13 protein-coding genes and 2 pseudogenes are annotated in these 17,009 nt (G+C 70.0%); 9 read left to right on the plus strand and 6 right to left on the minus strand.

Going from position 1 to position 17,009, the window contains the following annotated elements; genetic code table 11:
* Positions 1-55 precede the first annotated feature (55 nt).
* The 6 genes from ABD989_RS11140 (at position 56) to ABD989_RS11165 (ending at position 5,295) form a co-directional block, all read left to right on the plus strand.
* Entirely contained in the window at positions 56-574 is a 519-nt protein-coding gene (locus ABD989_RS11140; RefSeq protein WP_345313545.1) for a hypothetical protein, read from the plus strand.
* Positions 575-645: 71 nt separating this feature from the next.
* Positions 646-1,161: a hypothetical protein gene (locus tag ABD989_RS11145; protein ID WP_345313546.1), complete on the plus strand. Its 516-nt coding sequence runs from the start codon at positions 646-648 to the stop codon at positions 1,159-1,161.
* Positions 1,158-2,444: a relaxase/mobilization nuclease domain-containing protein gene (locus ABD989_RS11150; protein WP_345313547.1), complete on the plus strand. Its 1,287-nt coding sequence runs from the start codon at positions 1,158-1,160 to the stop codon at positions 2,442-2,444. Before ABD989_RS11145 ends, ABD989_RS11150 begins: the two co-directional genes overlap by 4 nt.
* 37 nt (positions 2,445-2,481) lie before the next feature.
* Positions 2,482-2,937: a hypothetical protein gene (locus ABD989_RS11155; RefSeq protein WP_017195603.1), complete on the plus strand. Its 456-nt coding sequence runs from the start codon at positions 2,482-2,484 to the stop codon at positions 2,935-2,937.
* An 88-nt stretch (positions 2,938-3,025) separates the two neighbouring features.
* Positions 3,026-3,394: a Cd(II)/Pb(II)-sensing metalloregulatory transcriptional regulator CmtR gene (cmtR, locus tag ABD989_RS11160; RefSeq protein WP_003780589.1), complete on the plus strand. Its 369-nt coding sequence runs from the start codon at positions 3,026-3,028 to the stop codon at positions 3,392-3,394.
* Complete coding sequence (locus tag ABD989_RS11165) at positions 3,391-5,295, plus strand: heavy metal translocating P-type ATPase (RefSeq protein ID WP_003780583.1); 1,905 nt, start codon at positions 3,391-3,393, stop codon at positions 5,293-5,295. The genes cmtR and ABD989_RS11165 overlap by 4 nt, the downstream gene beginning before the upstream one ends.
* Positions 5,296-5,331: 36 nt before the next feature.
* On the opposite strand, the pseudogene ABD989_RS11170 reads toward ABD989_RS11165, so the two are convergent.
* The 3 genes and pseudogenes from ABD989_RS11170 to ABD989_RS11180 all read right to left on the minus strand — a co-directional run.
* A pseudogene (locus ABD989_RS11170) lies at positions 5,332-5,580 on the minus strand (LLM class flavin-dependent oxidoreductase); the annotation flags it as partial.
* Positions 5,581-5,620: 40 nt separating this feature from the next.
* Positions 5,621-6,380 (minus strand): annotated as a pseudogene (locus tag ABD989_RS11175) (amidohydrolase family protein).
* An 8-nt stretch (positions 6,381-6,388) separates the two neighbouring features.
* The gene (locus ABD989_RS11180) at positions 6,389-6,889 is read right to left on the minus strand and encodes a nuclear transport factor 2 family protein (protein WP_246995167.1); all 501 of its coding nucleotides are present in this window, start codon (positions 6,887-6,889) and stop codon (positions 6,389-6,391) included.
* Positions 6,890-7,026: 137 nt separating this feature from the next.
* On the opposite strand from ABD989_RS11180, the gene ABD989_RS11185 reads away from it, so the two are divergent.
* From ABD989_RS11185 to ABD989_RS11195, 3 genes are read left to right on the plus strand one after another with little or no spacing between them, the layout of a single operon-like run.
* Entirely contained in the window at positions 7,027-8,871 is a 1,845-nt protein-coding gene (locus ABD989_RS11185; protein WP_345313548.1) for a sphingolipid ceramide N-deacylase, read from the plus strand.
* The gene (locus tag ABD989_RS11190; RefSeq protein WP_345313549.1) at positions 8,868-10,199 is read left to right on the plus strand and encodes an MFS transporter; all 1,332 of its coding nucleotides are present in this window, start codon (positions 8,868-8,870) and stop codon (positions 10,197-10,199) included. The genes ABD989_RS11185 and ABD989_RS11190 overlap by 4 nt, the downstream gene beginning before the upstream one ends.
* Entirely contained in the window at positions 10,196-11,680 is a 1,485-nt protein-coding gene (locus ABD989_RS11195; protein WP_345313550.1) for a pyridoxal phosphate-dependent decarboxylase family protein, read from the plus strand. Before ABD989_RS11190 ends, ABD989_RS11195 begins: the two co-directional genes overlap by 4 nt.
* Positions 11,681-11,713: 33 nt before the next feature.
* On the opposite strand, the gene ABD989_RS11200 is transcribed toward ABD989_RS11195, so the two are convergent.
* Genes ABD989_RS11200 through ABD989_RS11210 form a run of 3 tightly spaced genes read right to left on the minus strand, consistent with a single transcriptional unit; the run spans position 11,714 to position 16,936 of the window.
* Entirely contained in the window at positions 11,714-13,192 is a 1,479-nt protein-coding gene (locus ABD989_RS11200) for a wax ester/triacylglycerol synthase domain-containing protein (protein WP_246995159.1), read from the minus strand.
* The gene (locus tag ABD989_RS11205) at positions 13,182-14,690 is read right to left on the minus strand and encodes an HAD-IB family hydrolase (RefSeq protein ID WP_246995157.1); all 1,509 of its coding nucleotides are present in this window, start codon (positions 14,688-14,690) and stop codon (positions 13,182-13,184) included. The genes ABD989_RS11200 and ABD989_RS11205 overlap by 11 nt, the downstream gene beginning before the upstream one ends.
* Positions 14,687-16,936: a glycerol-3-phosphate 1-O-acyltransferase gene (locus ABD989_RS11210; RefSeq protein WP_345313584.1), complete on the minus strand. Its 2,250-nt coding sequence runs from the start codon at positions 16,934-16,936 to the stop codon at positions 14,687-14,689. Before ABD989_RS11210 ends, ABD989_RS11205 begins: the two co-directional genes overlap by 4 nt.
* Positions 16,937-17,009: the final 73 nt, after the last annotated feature.

Genomic DNA, 17,009 nt, shown 5'->3' on the forward strand with positions numbered 1-17,009 from the left:
GCAGGTCTACCGGGCCGCGACGGGGAACCCGCTTGATGACTGGCGAGGCGAGGAGGTGCTGCTGCTGCTGGACGATCTGCGGGCCTCGGCGATGGATGCGAACGACTGGCTGCTGCTGCTTGATCCGTACAACGCCTCGCCTGCGAAGGCTCGGTACAAGAACAAGGGCGAGGTGGCCCCGCGCCTTATCGTCATCACGGCGACGATCGAGCCTGTCGAGTTCTTCTACTACGCCCGCCAGAAGGGCAACGTGGACGAGGCGCTGGACCAGTTCATCCGCCGCCTGGCCTCGGTCGTGAAGGTCTATCGTGCCGACGACATCAATCGTTACCTCGTGCAGCACATCGGGAAGATCGAGCCCTACGAGTGGCACCAGTGCAGCATCCCGACCGCCCCGCACACGCCCGGCATGTACGGCAACGCGTACCACCAGAACGTCGGGTCGCGGGAACTGACCTACGGTCCGGAGACTTCGGCGGAACACGACGCGGAGGGCGCGGTCGCTGAGCTGCTGGGCGGGCTCGCGGTGCGGAGCCCTGACGTGCCGCTGGCGCTGATGGGAGGTGCCGCATGAGCACCGAACGCGCTGCGCCCTTCCAGGGGGTCGAGGGGGCCGGAGGCCCCTCGCAAGCAGCCGGGGAGGACATGAGCGTCAGCGATATGTCCGACACGGCTACTGCTTGCCACTCTGGCGTACAGGTGGAGCAGCAGACCGACTCCCAGGTGAACACCGGTCGGTCTGATGCGGAGGCTGTGCGGCAGAGTCACGGCGGCGCGAAGCGTCGTCGTGGGGGCCGCGCGAAGCTCGATACCGACTTCGGAGAGGAGACGCTCGCGGCGCTTCGCACTCGTGCGAAGCGGCTCGGGCTGGCTCCGAGCACGTGGGTGCGGACCGTCGTGCGCGATGCCCTGCACGCCTCCCGCTCGGAGGAGCTGGACGCCGCCGTGGCCGCGCACTTGCTCGGGTTCGAGGCGCGCGTGCAGGTCTCGGCGGACGCTCGGGAGCTGGCCGCTCAGGTGCGCCCGCTGGCGATCAACGTCAACGACCTGGACCGGCGCGCACGGGCCGGTGAGCCCGTGACGCTCTCGGAGGACGTGCCCGAGCTGATCGAGCTGCTGCGCGAGGTCCGCGCTCTACTCGGGGATCGGACGGCATCGTGAGCACGACGCACTACAGCCCGAGCGCCAGCGCCGGAGACACGGAACGCTACATCCGGGGCAAGGAGGACGAGCGCGGGGTCGCGATCACGTGCGACGTGCCGGGCGGCCCCGGTGCGTTCTCGGTGCGCGCTAGGGCCCTCACGCAGAACACCACGCGCGAGGTCGAGGCGCTGCATTACCGTCAGTCGTTCAGCGACGAGGAGTTCGACCCGAAGAATCCGGAGGACGTGCAGCGGGTGAACGATCTGGGTTATCAGCTCGCGAAGAAGATGCACCCGGATTCTGACTGCCTCGTCGTGAGTCATGTCGATGGGCGTGGGAAGAAGCCGCACAACCACATTCTCGTGATAAACCACAACAACCGGACCGGAAAGGCGCTCTCGGACTACCGGACGTTCCACGATCGCAAAGCCGGCAACCAGCGGGGCGTGCAGTCGGCGAACGACGAGCTGATGCGAGAGCACGGGCTCTCGGTCGTGAAGCGGCTGGAGCACGCGCCGAAGGACTGGGAACTGCGCCGCGAGGACTTCGCCGAGGGCGGGCTCGACCGCGAGATGGGCGACCGGATGAGCGCCGCACTGGCCGATCCCCGTGCGGTGGACAAGGCCGGTCTCGAAGCGGTGATCGCGGAGCAGAACCAGCAGCTCGGCGATGACGGGAAGCGCGTGCCGCGGATGCGTCTGCACAGCCCCGTCAGCAAGAAGGGAAAGCGCGCCGGTCAGGAGACCTGGACGCTCTATATCGAGGACCGCCGCGGCGAGTCCTGGCGCGCCGAGCGCCGCAAGCGCACGTCTGCGCTCTCGGCGGACTTCACCCCGGAGGGCGCGCAGGCGTTCTTCGACTACCACCAGCAGCAGAAGGAGCAGGAACATGAGCGCAGCGCTCGACAGGCTGAAGCAGCAGAACGAGCCCGAGCAGTCGCCGCAGCAGCTCGGCAGCCCGGAGACGACGGAGCTGTTGACCTCGATCCTCACCGCCGTCGAGGCGCAGAACACGCGGCTCGCCACGCTGAACGAGCAGCAGAAGAGGCTCGCGCGGTTCGTGAAGGTCATGGACGAGGAGACGACGAGGCGACTGGAGCGGATCACGGCCCCACCGTCGACCTCCTCGCTCTCCAGCGACATGTCCGTGAGGATCGCGAGCGTCGAGAGCAGGCAGAACGAGATCGCGAGCACGCTCGGCGAGTTCGCGCAGAGTCTCAACGGCGAGAGCTTGAACGCCGCGTCGCGGAGCTTGGTCGCGGAGGCGCAGAAGAATCGCGCGGCTACGGCCTCGGCGATTGAGGGTCTGAAGGCGCAGGTCACAGCGAACCAGAAGCTCGTGAGCCAGGTCGGCGGCGCGGTCCAGCGGATCGAGAAGCGCACCGAGGAACGGGTCGAGAAGGCTGTCGAGCAGGTCGCCGGGGAGGCTTCGGCCACGATGACCGCGAGCCTCGACGCCTCGAACGCGCGGGCGGAGCGGATCATCGCCGCGACGGCGAAGCTGGAGGCGCGACAGCTCTGGTCCGCCGCCGCCGCGATGTGCCTCGTTCTCCTGCCGGTGGCCGTGGTCGTCGCCGGTCTCTGGATGGGCATCGCCGGGCTCATCACGGGTGTTCAGTGGGCGCTGGACGTGGACGGGAGCGTGTGGCTCGGCATCGGCCGGTGGCTCGTGGTCGGCGCTGGCCTCGCCGGGGCCGGCTACGGGCTCTTCGCGTCCGTCCGCTGGGTTGCGGGTCTCGTGGAGACCTGGAAGGGCCGCGGGATGCCGAAGTGGCCCCGCTGGCGCAAGAGGTGATCACGCCTCACGAGGGCAAGCGCGCGCAGCGCGTGCGGCAGCCGCGACAACTGGACGTTAGGTCAGCGGCTGCTGTATAGTTCAGTGCATGCTGACCATTGCTTCGCGTCTTGACGTCATGAACCGGCTCGGCCGGGCCATGGCCGACCCGACGCGCTCCCGCATCCTGATGTCCCTGCTCGACAGCCCGAGCCACCCCGCGGTGCTCTCGCGCGAGCTGGGGCTGACCCGCTCGAACGTGTCCAACCACCTGACCTGCCTGCGCGACTGCGGGATCGTGGTCGCCGAGCCCGAGGGCCGCCAGACTCGCTACGAGATCGCCGACCCGCACCTGGCCGCGGCGCTGACGGCACTGGTCGATGTGACCCTCGCCGTGGACGAGAGCGCGCCGTGCATCGACCCGGCCTGCTCGGTGCCGGGCTGCTGCGCCGCGAGCAGTTCGGGGGACGCCTCGTGAGCGCCGCCTGCGGCTGCGACGAGCCGACGACCAGCCCCGCGGACGAGGCAGAGGAGGCAGAGCGCCCGTGGTGGCGTGATCCCGGCCTGGTCGTGCCGATCCTCTCCGGCGTCGCGTTCGGCACCGGCCTGGCGCTGGAGTGGTCGGGGCTGCACATCGCGGCGCTGGTCGCGTTCTGGGCGGGCCTGCTGCTGGGCGCGTATACGTTCGTGCCCGGTGCGATCCGGAATCTCGTTGTGAAGCGCAAGCTCGGGATCGCGCTGCTGATGACGATCAGCGCCGTGGGCGCGGTGATCCTCGGCTACGTCGAGGAGGCGGCCGCGCTGGCGTTCCTCTACTCGATCGCCGAGGCCCTGGAGGACAAGGCGATGGACCGCGCCCGCGGCGGGCTGCGCGCGCTGCTGAAGCTCGTGCCGGAGACCGCGACCGTGCTGCGCGACGGGACCTCCGCCTCGGTCCCGGCCAGGGAGATCGCCGTCGGCGACGTGCTGCTGGTCCGCCCTGGCGAGCGGGTCGCGACCGATGGGCTGGTCCGCTCGGGCCGGTCGAGCCTGGACACTTCGGCGATCACCGGTGAATCGATCCCGGTCGAGGTCGCGCCCGGAGAAGCGGTGTCGGCGGGCGCGATCAACAGCGCCGGCGTGCTGGAGGTCGAGGCGACCGCCGCGGGCACCGACAACTCGCTGACCACGATCGTGGAGCTGGTAGAGCAGGCCCAGGCCGAGAAGGGCGACCGAGCCCGGATCGCTGACCGGATCGCCCGCCCGCTGGTGCCCGGCGTGATGGTCCTCGCCGTCCTCGTCGGCGTGCTCGGGTCCCTGCTCGGCGACCCGGAGACCTGGATCACCCGCGCCCTGGTCGTCCTCGTCGCGGCCAGCCCCTGCGCGCTGGCGATCGCGGTGCCCGTCACCGTGGTCTCCGCGATCGGCGCGGCGACCAAGTTCGGCGTCGTCATCAAGAGCGGGGCCGCCTTCGAGCGCCTCGGCGGCATCCGGCACCTGGCCGTGGACAAGACCGGCACTCTGACCCGCAACCGGCCCGAGGTAACCGCCATCGTCGCCGCCCATGGGTTCGACGATGCGCAGGTGCTTGCTTGGGCTGCCGCCGTGGAGCAGCACTCGACGCACCCACTCGCCGCCGCCATCGCCGCCGCGGGCCGGGGAACCCCCGCCGCGCAGGACGTGGCCGAGGAGGCCGGGCACGGCATCGGTGGCCTGGTCGACGGCCGCAGGGTGGCGGTGGGCAGTCCGCGCTGGATCGACGCCGGTCCGCTCAAGGCCCGGGTCGAGGACCTGGAGGCCGAGGGGCAGACCTGCGTGCTCGTCACCGTCGACGGCTTCCTGGCCGGGGCGATCGGCGTCCGCGACGAGCTGCGCCCCGAGGTCCCCGAGGTCGTGCGGACCCTGCGCGACCAGGGCGTCGAGGTGAGCATGCTCACCGGCGACAACTCCCGCACCGCTGCTGCGCTGGCGAAGCTGGCCGGGATCGGCGACGTGCACGCCGAGCTGCGTCCCGAGGACAAGGCTCGCATCGTCGCCGGGTTCTCGGAGACGTCGCCGACCGCGATGATCGGCGACGGCATCAACGACGCGCCCGCCCTGGCCGGGGCGACCGTGGGCATCGCGATGGGCGCGACCGGCTCCGACGCCGCGATCGAGTCCGCCGACGTCGCCTTCACCGGCCACGACCTCGGCCTCATCCCGCAGGCTCTGCGCCACGCCCGCCGCGGCGGCAGGATCATCAACCAGAACATCGTGCTGTCCTTGGCGATCATCACTGTGCTGCTGCCGCTGGCGATCACCGGCGTGCTCGGCCTGGCAGCGGTCGTCCTCGTGCACGAGGTCGCCGAAGTCGTCGTCATCGCCAACGGACTGCGGGCTGCGCGTGCCCGCAAGCAATAGGTGTTCCGTCCAACGCCATAACTCAGACATGCGCTAACGCATGTCGATCACGCCGGTGCCGATCTCGATGTTCGACGTCTTGGCGCCGATCGCCGACAGCAGCGGGAACGGCGAACCGAGCTGCTGCGCGAAGTGGTGCACGCGGAAGTAGGCGCCGTCGGCGCCCAACTCCTCGGCGGCGACCGCCAAGTCGATGGACTGCAGCAGCGTATCGGAGGCGGAACGGGTCTGCAACCCCGGCGAGTCGGACCAGTGACCGAAGGACAGAAAGCCAATCTTCTTCATACTCGAACTAACCGAACCGCGGTCCGGTTCATTCCCTCGCCTATTCACCCAGGTAGAAGGCCGCAGCGTTGTTCCAGAAGACGTCGTCGAGGTGCCCGGACCCGACCGCCTGCGCGATGCGGTCGAAGTCGTCGTCGCGGAACGGGCGACGGGCCCGTGTGGACGGCAGATCGGTGCCGACCATGAGCGCGGTGGGGTCGACGGCCAGGATCGCCGCGATCGCCGCCGCCGGGTCGAGCTCGATCTGGCCGAACCCGGTGGCCTTCACCTTGACCCCACGCTCCACCAGCCGCAGCAGCCGCGGCAGGCCCTCGGCGCGCATGCCGAGGTGGTCGATGCTCGCCGCGGGCAGGCCCGCGATGCGCTCGGCCAGGTCGTCGTCGACGGTGGCGGCGTCGATGTAGAACTCGGCGTGCCAGCCGGCGAGGGCATGGACCCGGCGGGCGAGCAGTTCCAGATCGTCGAGATCGGCCGAGCCGCCGCGCGCGACGTTGAACCGCACCGCGCGGAACCCGGCGTCGTGCAGAGCCCGGATCTGCGCATCGTCGGTGTCGACGGGAATCTGCGTGACGCCCACGTAACTCGGGCCGAGCTCGTCCAGCGCGTCGATGAGGTAGCCCTGGTCGAAGGCCTGAAACGACCCGGAGACCACCGCTCCGCCGGTCACGCCCAGTCCGTCGATGCGCGCGGTAGTCCGCGACGGTGAACTCGTCGGGCAGATAGCCGTTGTTCTCCACCAGCGGGTGCGCCGCGTCGATGATGTGCATGTGCGCATCGAAGGTCTTCGGCGCGACGCTCATGGGTACGCCTAGTTCACCGAAACCTGGCCTTGCATGACCTTCTCATCCTCGCCGAGCGCGCGGACGTGCCACCACTGTTCGGTGAAGCGGCAGACCGACATCAGCCAGCGACCGTCCACGCGCACGTACTCGTCGACGTACTCGCCGACGGCCAACGTCTCGGTGCGGTTCATCACGTTGATCTGGCGGAACTGCAGCGACCACCGGCCGCGCGCGGTGCCGTCCCCGGTGATCTCGATGTCGGGGTGCGTGCCGTGGTGCATGTCGAGCACCACGTACTGCTCGTCGACCTCCGCGCAGGCGAACCGCCGAAAGACGTCCACCATCGGCGCCGCATCGGTAAAGGAACCCATCCGGCCGTAGTCGATCACCGCGTCTTCTGACACGAAGCAGGCGGAGAATCCGGCGGGATCCTTACCGTCACACGCTCGCCAATACCGGTACTTCAGGGCCTTGATCTGTTCTATCGCCTCGAGATTCGCCACTCGTTCGGCCAGGGAATCGGTCACTACCGCACGCTATCTCCCCGCGCGGGGAAACCGCGGACATTCCGACGAACGGACCCTCCCATCTGACTAGAACGCGTTCTAGTAGGTTCTTGCATATGAATGAATCTCGGGGAGTGGCGCGACACCTTCGTATCCTCTTGGTAAGCGTCATCACGGTGCTGGTCGCCGCGTCCGTGCCGGGCGCTCTCACCGGCCCGGCCCAGGCCGAGCCCACCGGGTCACCCGCCTACTCGCTGGCCGGCAAGTGCTACCAGCTGACCGGCCCCAAGGTGCCCGCGGGCAAGTACTACGCCAAGGCCGCGGACCTGGGCCAATTCCTCTTCTACGACACCGCCGGACGCGTGCTGACCGCCGCGGGCAAGACCGTCGCCGCGCAGCACCAGCTGTCCAACGACGCGATCTGGTCGGTGCGCGCAACCGGCGACGGCTACCGGATGACGTCGACGACGCAGCGGTCCACCGCCCGCACCGTCGCGCTGACCCCCGCGCAGGGCTGCCGCACCTTCCCCGAGGCGCAGCTGAACGTCGACGGCGGCCCGACGCCCGGCGTGAACGCACAGGGCGAGCTGACCGGCTTCGTCGACGGCCACGCCCACCTGATGGCCGAGCAGTTCCTCGGCGGCGGCATCCACTGCGGCAAGCCGTACAGCCCGCTGGGCATCACGGTGGCACTGAAGGACTGCGCCGACCACGGCACCGACGGCATGCCCGCCCTGCTCGAGCACGTCCTGTCCAAGCCGGGCCCGCACAGCAGCGACGGCTGGCCGACCTTCGAGGGCTGGCCCAAGTGGTACTCGCTGACCCACGAGCAGACCTACTACCGGTGGGTCGAGCGCGCGTGGCGCGGCGGCGTGCGGCTGATCAACAACTACTACGTCCAGAACCGGGTGCTCTGCGAGCTGTACCCGCTCGGCGACGAGACGTGCGATGAGATGGAGTCGGTGCGCGTGCAGCACCGTCGCCTCAACAAGCTCATCGACTACATCGACGCCCAGGCCGGCGGACCCGGCAAGGGCTTCATGCGGATCGTGCGCAGCGCCGCCGAGGCGCGCGCGGTGATCGCCTCCGGCAAGCTCGCCGTGTCGCTGGGCATCGAGATCTCCGAGCCCTTCGGCTGCCGCATCATCAACAACGTCCCACAGTGCGACAAGGGTGACATCGACCGCGGCATGGACGAGCTCAAGGCCATGGGCGTGCGGCAGATGATCCTCACCCACAAGTTCGACAACGCGCTCGGCGGTTCCCGCATCGACAGCGATCTCACCGGCGCCGCCGTGGGCATCGGCCAGGTGCTGGCCACCGCCGTCCCGTGGCAGACCGAACCCTGCCGCACCCCGCTGCGCGACAACCAGGCGCCGCTCGACGGCCCCGATCGCTGCAACGCGATGGGCCTGACCGCTCTCGGCGCGTACGCCGTGGAAGGCGCCATCAAGCGGAACATGATGATCGACGTCGACCACCTGTCGGTGAAGTCGCTCAACCGGGTCCTGCAGATCGCCGAGGCCCACAAGTACCCGGGCGTCACGAGCACCCACTCGTGGACCGACAAGTCGGTGTACAACCGGATCCTCGCACTCGGCGGCACCGTCGGACTGTACGGCGGCGCACCCGAGGATTTCGTGCAGGACTGGCGGACCCTCCGCAGCCACCTGAAGTCGGGCGCCGCGCCCCTCGGACTGTCGTTCGGCGCCGACACCAACGGCCTGGGCACCCAGGGCTCCCCGCGCGAGAACGCCGCGGCCGACCCGGTCCGCTACCCGTACCGCTCGGAGAACGGCACGCTGATGTACCGGCAGGTCTCCGGCACCAAGTCGTTCGACGTCAACGTCGACGGCAACGCCCACTACGGGCTGATCCCCGACTGGATCCAGAGCATGCGTCTGGAAGCCGGCGCGCAGGGTGACACACTGGTGGCCGACATGTACCGGGCCGCGAACAGCAAGGTGGATCAGTGGGCGACCGTGGAGTCCTATCAGCGATGACCGCTCCGACGCTCTCGCGCGGCACGTCCCTCGGGTACGCCGCCGGGAGCGTCGGCACCGGCACCTTCGGCGTCCTGCCGGGTCTGGTGCTGGCGTACTACCTGACCGACACTCTCGGCGTGGGCCCGTTACTCGCGTCGTTCGTGGTGGTCTTCCCCAAGATCATCGACGTGGTGATCAACCCGATGGTCGGCGCCCGCAGCGACCGTGACTTCGGCACCACCGGCCGCCGCACCCGCCTGATGTGGTGGGGCGCGATCACCATCGTCCCGCTGTTCATCGCCACCTTCGCCACCCCCACCAGCCTGTCGTCCGGCGGCGCGGCACTGTGGGTGCTGATCTTCTTCTCCCTGACCGCGGTGGCCTACGCGCTGTTCCAGGTCCCCTACATCGCGCTTCCGGCCGACCTGACCACGGACTATCACGGACGCACCAAGCTGATCTCCGACCGCATCGTGGTCCTCGCGCTCACCATTCTGGTGGTCGGTGCCGGCGCACCCGCCATCCGCAACGCGTTCGACGGCGGCTTCCGCGGCTACCTCGCCATGGCGGTGGCCACCACCGCGCTGATGACGCTCGGCATGGCGGCCGCGACGCACTGGGCCGGCCGCGCCGGCGCCACCGCGGTGGACCCGACGATCCCCCCCGCCACCTCGCGCACCCGGGACGGTTTCGAGGCGCTCAAGCACAACCACCACTACCGAATCCTGTTGCTGGTCTACGTGATGCAGGCGTTGGCGACCGCCGTGATGCTGGCCGGCACGCAGTACGTCGCGACGTACATCCTCGAGGACAAGGACGCACTGACACCGCTGTTCATCGCGCTGGTGGCCCCCGCGATCCTGATCATGCCGCTGTGGGTGCGGATCGGCGGCCGCTTCGGCAAGCAGCGCGCACTGGCTGCCGCGTCGGTCCTGTTCATGCTCGCCGCCGCCTCACTCGGCGCGGCCATCGTGACGCCCGGTGTCTGGATCTACGCCTCGGTCGCGGTGGCCGGCATCGGTTACGCGGGCATGCAGACCTTCCCGCTGGCCATGCTGCCGGACGTGATCGACGAGCAGTCCGCCGCTGTGGGCCGCGATCAGGGCGGCGCCCTCTCCGGGCTGTGGACCGCGTCGGAGACGATGGGGCTGGCGATCGGACCCGGCCTGTACCTGCTGGTCCTGGCGGCCGCCGGCTTCCGCTCCTCCACCGGCGACGAAGTGGTGGTCCAGACCGACGGTGCTCTCACCGGCATCACCGTCGGGTTCGCCCTCGTCCCCGCCGCCCTGATCGCGGTGAGCCTGGTGATCCTGTCCCGCTACCGCCGATCGGAGCAGCCCGCATGAGCACCCATTCCGAGCAGTACCATCGCACCCTCGCCGAGCTGGCTCGACGTCGCGCCACCGACGCACCGACCCACGGCGGCCGCGTCCTGTCGTACGTGTACGACTCCGGGCTGGCCGAACTCGACGATCTCGCCGGCGCCGCCGCGAAACTGGTGCAGCCGGTCAACGGCCTCGACCCCACCGTCTTCGGGTCGGTGGCCACCATGGAACGCGACCTGATCGCGTTCGCGCGCACCGCCTTTCACGGTCCCGATGCCGTCGGCTCGGTGACCTCCGGCGGCACCGAGAGCTGCGTGCTGGCCGTGAAGGCGGCCCGCGACCACGCCGGCCCGACCCCCGGCACCGGATCCATCGTGCTCCCCGCGACCGCGCATGCCGCCTTCGACAAGGCGGCCCGCCTCCTCGGCGTCCGCGCCGTGCGAGTCCCCGTCGACCCGGCCACCACGCGCGTGCGCCCCGCCGATCTGGCTGCGGCGATCGACGACGACACCTTCCTGCTGATCGCGTCGGCCCCCAACTACCCGACCGGCGCCCTGGATCCGATCGCCGAGATCGCCGACCTGGCCCGGGCCCGCGACCTGCCGCTGCACGTGGACGCCTGTCTGGGCGGCTTCGCTCTCGCCTGGTGGCCGGAGCCGTTGCCCGCCTGGGACTTCCGCGTTCCGGGGGTCACCAGTATCTCGGCCGACTTCCACAAGTACGGCTACGCCCCCAAGGGTGCGTCGGTGATCCTGCACACCGACCGCGACCGGCACCGCGCCGGCTTCTTCGCCACCACCGAGTGGCCGGGCTATCCGATCGTGAATCCGACGCTGCTCGGATCGCGGTCGGCGGCCGGACTCGCGTCCGCATGGGCCATCACCGACTACCTCGGCCCCGACGGTTTCGCCGCACTGGTCGCGCCCATCGCTCGGGCCACCGCTTCCCTGCGCGCCGCCGTCGATGCCATCGACGGTCTCGCGGTGGTCGGAGCTCCGGACGGACCGGTCTTCGCGGTGGTGGCCGATCCGACGTCGGCCGCACCGATCGACCCGCACCGCTGGTCGGCCGCGGTGGCCGACCACGGTTTCACCCTGCAGGAACAGCCGAGCTACACCCAGAACGACGGCACCGTACTGCCGGCCAGCACGCACCTGACGGTGACCCCGGTGACCGCGGCAGTGCTCGACGACTTGATCGCCGCCCTGACCGACGGCGCCGCGCAGGCCCGCGGTCAGGACCGCGCCGCCGCTCCCGAAGCGCTCGCCGGGCTGGCGCAGGCCTTCGACGCCGGCGCCCTCACCGTCGACGATGCACTCGCCCTCGACTCGGCGTCCACCGAAGCTGCGCTGGTGGCGGCCGGTATCGATCCGCACACCGATCCCGCCGTCGCGGGCGACGCGCTCGACCTGCCGGCGATCATCGCGGCCATCGAACTGCTGCCGCGCCCGGTCACCGCGAAGATGCTGACCGAGTTCCTCGCGTCGTACGCCAACCCCTGAGCCGCGTCGTCGTACCGGCGCGTACGAGCGGGCTCAGCCGAACCGGGTCATCCGCGGCAGCGGCTCGACGTCCGGATCGTCCGGGTCGACGGCCAGGTCGATCACCTCGTTGAAGCCCTCCACCAGGCACTGCGCGAACAGATCGAGATCGACGATCGCCGCCGCGTCCGAGTTCAGCCCGAGGCAGGCGACGCCGTTGTGGGTGATCATGGTGGCCATCACCGCGCAGCCCGGCAGCGGACCGAAGGGGAACATCCGCTCCACGCGCGCCCCGGCCACGAACGTCTCCCACGGAATGCCCGGCACGTTGCTCGCCTGCAGATCGTTCTGCGCCGTGGTGCCGCTGAACTGGGCCAGCACCGGCCCGGGCAGCCACGCCAGCAGCGGTCCAGCGGTGTTGAAGATGTCCACCGCGGGCTCGTTGCGGGCGGCCCGCACCTGCTCGCGAATGGTCAGCACCCGCTCGAACGGATCGTCGATGCCGACCGGGCCGGCCAGGCGACCCACCGCGATGCGGTTGCCGCCGGCCGGGTCGTCGGGCTGCCGCACCGAGATCGGGATCGCCATCGGAATGGCCTCCACCATGGTGCCCATCTGCTCGTGGTAGCGGCGGAAGCCGCCGATCAGACCGGCCAGGTAGACGTCGTTGATAGAGGCGCGGGTGGCATCAGCCGCGGCTTTGAGCGCGGTGAACGGCACCTCGAAGGCGCTGAAGCGGCGCGCCACCCCGCGCTCGGCGAGCAGCGGCGATCCGGGCGGGCTGATCATCCCGGCCACCCGCGGCACCGAGCGCCCGTACCGCAGCACCCTGCTGAGCGCGCGACGCGGCGAGGTGAGGGCCAGCGCCCCGTCGACCGCCATCTCGGCCAGCCGCGGCACACGTCGCGCCTCCTCGCCGAGCTGACGCCGCAGCACCTCCAGCGCGGTCGGTTCGACGATCGGCGGGGCCGGCGGCTGCGGCTTGCCCGGGATGGGATCGCGACTGGTCGAATGCAGCTGCGCCAGCGCCAGGATCGCACCCAAGCCGTCGGTGAGCGCGTGGTGCGCCTTCAGGAAGTAGGCGGCCTGACCGCCGGGCAGGCCCTCGATCAGGTAGCCCTCCCACGGCGGACGGGCCGGATCCAGCGGCGTCATGCCGAGTTGCTCGCAGGTGCTCAGCAGTTCCCGCATGCTGTTGTCCCCGCCCAGCCGGAGCCGTCGGACGTGATAATGCAGGTCGAAGTCGGGGTCGACGGCCCAGCTCGGGGTACCGGTGCGCAGCGGCGACTCGATCACCCGCTCGCGGAAGCGCGGGGCCATGCGGCTGCCCCACTCGTGCGCGGCGACCAGCCGGTCCCAGCCCGGTGCGGTGTCGTAGATCTCGAGCATGCAGATGGTCGAACGCAGGCGACGATCGGCGTCACCGCGCCACATCACCGTGTCGACCGGGCTCATCTCAGTCGCTTCGCCCCATGCGATCGGCTTGTCCACCGTGTCGTCGGTGTGGGCCACGGCCGTCTCCTCACTGGTCATCGGAATTGTCCCGCCACTCGAAGATCCCCATCGTTCTGGTCATCCGCCCGTCGTCGAAGGCCGTGACCGGCCAGTCGGTGAGCGTGGAGATGAACTGCTGGCGCACTTCCTCGGCGTGCTCGTCGACCGTCTCCGGGCGCCAAACCGAGGTGTCGATCGGCGGCAGCACCTGCACCTCGACGGTGCCCGGTTTGATCAATTGCGAACCGCGCCACATGATCTCGCCCGCGTTGCGGAGCACCACCGGCACCACCGGGACGCCGGCCTGCATGGCGATGTGGAAGGGCCCCTTCTTGAACGGGCCGATCCGCGGCGTGGCCGAGCGGGTGCCTTCCGGGGCGACGACCAGCGAGAACTTCTCGTCCTGAATCTTGCGGACCACCGGCTCCAGCTGTTCGATCGCCTTACCCGCGTCGCCGCGGTCGATGAAGACCACGCCGCCGGCCGACAGGATGGAGCCGAACAGCGGCAGGTCGCGGATCTCCTTCTTCGCCACCCCCGTCGCCTGCCCGCGCACCAGGTGGATCAGCACCGGCAGATCGAGTTTGGACTGGTGATTGAAGACGAATACGCACGGTCGGTCCGAGGTCAGGTACTGCTCACCGTCGAGCACCGCGACGTCGACCCCGGCCAGCGCCAGCCCGGCGTCGAGGCCGCTCGCGACGGCACCCTGCATGGCCTCGGTACGGTCGCGGCCCAGCAGGCCGCTCGCGAACCCGACGGCCGCCGAACCCAGGAAGGTGCCGTAGAAGGCGCCGGTCCGCACCGCCATCGCCAGCGGATTGGCCGACGGATTGCGCAGGTCCAGGATCGGCCAGCCGCGCGCTTCCGCCACCCCGCGCAGCCCGCGCTGCGGCGAGACCGCGGCCGGGTGTCCCACCGCTTCGAGGTAGGGGACGTCCTCGTTGCCGTCGCTGTAGGCGAACGATGCGTCCAGGTCCAGGTCCCATTCGCGGGCCAGCCTGCGGACGGCGGCGGCCTTGCCCGGGCCCCACAGCGGTCGGCCCTTGATCTCACCGGTGACGATCCCGTCGACCACTTCCACGTCGGTGGCGAGGGCGCGGTCGGCGCCGATCTCCTTGGCGATCGGCTCGATCTGGAACCGGGTGGCCGACGAGGCGATGACGATCCGGTGCCCCCGCTCGCGGTGCGCGCGGATCACCTGCCACATCTGCGGCCGCAGCTTGGCCGCGGTCTCGGTCTTGAACAGCGTCTCCCCGAAGGCCAGCAGCTCGTCGTAGGTCTTGCCCGCGAAGGCCGGTCGGGTCGCGGCCAGCACCTCGGCGTAGTCCTGTTCGGACGTGCAGCCGCGCAGCGCGATGAGCAGGGCGTCGGTCACCTCTTCGGTGGTGAACTCCAGGCTGCGCAGGCGGGCCCGGAGGATGGCCGTCGCCGAGAAGCCCTCGATCAGCGTGCCGTCGTAGTCGAAGAACGCGCAGACCCGGTCGCCGGCGGGCGCATCCTTGATCTCCTGTAGACGGTCGGCGAGCGCGCTCATCGATCTTCCTCCTGTCCCGCCGCGGCGGCCTGTTCGGCCTCGATCGCCGCGATGCGCGCCAACCGGTCACGCAGTTCGTGTACTTCCGCGAGCCACTCGGCGCGGATGCGCTCCTGCTCGTCCTCGGCGCCGCCGATGGCGCCCATGTTCTCCGCCTGCCGGAACGCGGCGTCGTACAGTTCGCGCGAGACCGAATCCTTGCTCTGCACCACGCCCTGCAGCGACAGTTGCCGCCCCAGCCCGAGGCATTCCATCAAGAACTCGGCCTTGTCGATGGGTGCGTTACCGCGGTCGGCCAGCAGCGTGGCCACCACCAGCTGGGCGTCGAAGAAGGTCTGCAGGGTCCGGCGCGCGAACAGTTTGCCCGCATTGGCCAGCAGCGACTGGTGCACCCACTTCTGCGTGGGAACCGTGGTCCGCCACCCCGGTGCGAGCAGGTCGAGTTCGGCGCCGAGGCGATGCAGGAACTCCTTCTTCGGCGGGAAGAAGAACTCGAACTTGAGGAGATCGCGGATACGCAACGCCTCGGCCTGCGAGACGGCCAGCATGTCGTCCGAGCTCGCGGGGCTCACCGTGCCGTCGGCGACGGCCAGCATGGCCACCTCCACGATCGCCCGGTCGACGAAGTGATGCAGCGCACCGTTGCGGTAGTACGCGGCGATCGCGTGGTTGTCGGGAGCGATGCCCCATACCTTCTCGGGACCGCCGTCGTAGGTGGAGAGCACGCCGGCCTCGGTCAGCTCGCTGAGCGTCACCAGCAGGCCCAGCCCACGACAGCGGGACGGATCCGGCCCGGGCAGGCCACGATCGGCGATGTAAGTCAGCAGCGGCGCCAGGATCACCTCGATCTCGGCCGCCGTATACGCGCGGTCGGCCGCTCCGAGCGCCGCGAAACCGGCCAGCGACGTCGACGAAATGGGCGTGGCGGTGTTGATCTCGTCCATCACCCGGAACGCCACCTTCTCCAGGCGCGCCCGCCCCTGGCCGGAAGCGGCCAGCTGCTCGCGCAGCGAGAACGGCTCGCCGAACCGGACCCGGGCCTCACCGCGGTGCACGCGTTGACCGCGCGCATAGCGCAGCAGCCACTTGAGGTCCTCGGGCCGCTTGGTGCCGCCCGCCGCCTCCTGCGCCATCGCGGTGATCTCGGGCAACTGGTCGTAGACGATGGAGGTGGGCACCACGGTCACGTCGGCGTCGTCGAGCGATTCGACGGCCTCGGCCACGTACGACAGCAGGCCCAGCATCGGGGGACGCAGCTTCCCGGTCCGACTGCGCCCGCCTTCGATGTACCACTCCAGGTTGAAGCGCTTCTCCACGATGAACGACAGGTACGACCGCATCGCCAGCTTGTAGACGGGATCGGAGCCGAACTGGCGGCGGATGAAGATGGTGCCCGCGCGCTGGGCGATGGGTCCCATCGGCCAGAACGCCAGGTTGTTGCCGCCGAGCACCAGGTTGGGCGGGAAGTCGTGCTGATCCAGAGCGCCGCTGAGCACCAGCGGGTCCACGTAGGAGCGGTGCGACGGCAGGAAGACGAGCGACGTGGACTTGTTCAGCGTGCGGAGGCGGCCCAGCGTGTCCAGGTCCACCGACACCGTCCAGGCCCGCTCGTAGAGGCCGCGGAAGGTGGAGTTGAAGACGTCGCGCATCAGGCGACTCTGGGTCGCGACGAAGGTGCTCATCTTGTCGGTCGCCTCACGGGCGACCGACGAGGCCGGTCGGCCCAACTCGGCGGCGAGCTCGGCGATGGACGCCTGGAACCGTGCGGACGAGGAGATCTGCTCGGCCACCAGCCGCGGCACCTTGTAGCGATCGCCGACCAGTGCCAACTCGGAACGCTCGGCCGAGAGCGCCGCCCGCATGCCGACGAAGGCCGCGAACGACTCCCCTTCAGCCTGCTGCCGCTGATAGGCCTCGTCGAGTTCGGCGATCGTGGCCGACGCGCCTTCGACGACGCGCACCCGGTCGGGGTGGCGCCGTCGAATGCTCGGCTGCCGCCAGGCCGGCGGCTTCCGCGGATTCGACAGCACCACCGCGTCGGCGAGAGACACGCGGCGTTCGCCGCGCCGGACCGGAGGCAGCCAGACCACGCGCACCGGGATCAGCTCGGTGGAGTCCGGTTGCGCAGCGAAGTCGATCTGCTCCAGCGTCGACACCCGCGCGTCCGGATGATTGATGGCCGCCCAATCGGCGATCACCGCCTGCTCAGCGTCCGTTCGCACGTCCGCCAACACGATCGCTTCCACCACGCGCACTCCCCTTCGAACGAGTCGTCGGCCGCGCCCCGCGGCTCGACGTGCCCATTCTTCCCCATTCCGG

Origin of the sequence: Gordonia alkaliphila (assembly GCF_039542465.1) — a bacterium.
GTDB lineage: Bacteria > Actinomycetota > Actinomycetes > Mycobacteriales > Mycobacteriaceae > Gordonia > Gordonia alkaliphila.

Excerpts from the sequence above, each read along its gene's own strand:
- ABD989_RS11145 (WP_345313546.1), top strand. The coding sequence starts at position 646 with ATGAGCGTCAGCGATATGTCCGACACGGCTACTGCTTGCCACTCTGGC.
- ABD989_RS11190 (WP_345313549.1), top strand. The coding sequence starts at position 8,868 with ATGACCGCTCCGACGCTCTCGCGCGGCACGTCCCTCGGGTACGCCGCC.
- ABD989_RS11205 (WP_246995157.1), bottom strand. The coding sequence starts at position 14,690 with ATGAGCGCGCTCGCCGACCGTCTACAGGAGATCAAGGATGCGCCCGCC.
- ABD989_RS11195 (WP_345313550.1), top strand. The coding sequence starts at position 10,196 with ATGAGCACCCATTCCGAGCAGTACCATCGCACCCTCGCCGAGCTGGCT.
- ABD989_RS11200 (WP_246995159.1), bottom strand. The coding sequence starts at position 13,192 with ATGACCAGTGAGGAGACGGCCGTGGCCCACACCGACGACACGGTGGAC.
- cmtR (WP_003780589.1), top strand. The coding sequence starts at position 3,026 with ATGCTGACCATTGCTTCGCGTCTTGACGTCATGAACCGGCTCGGCCGG.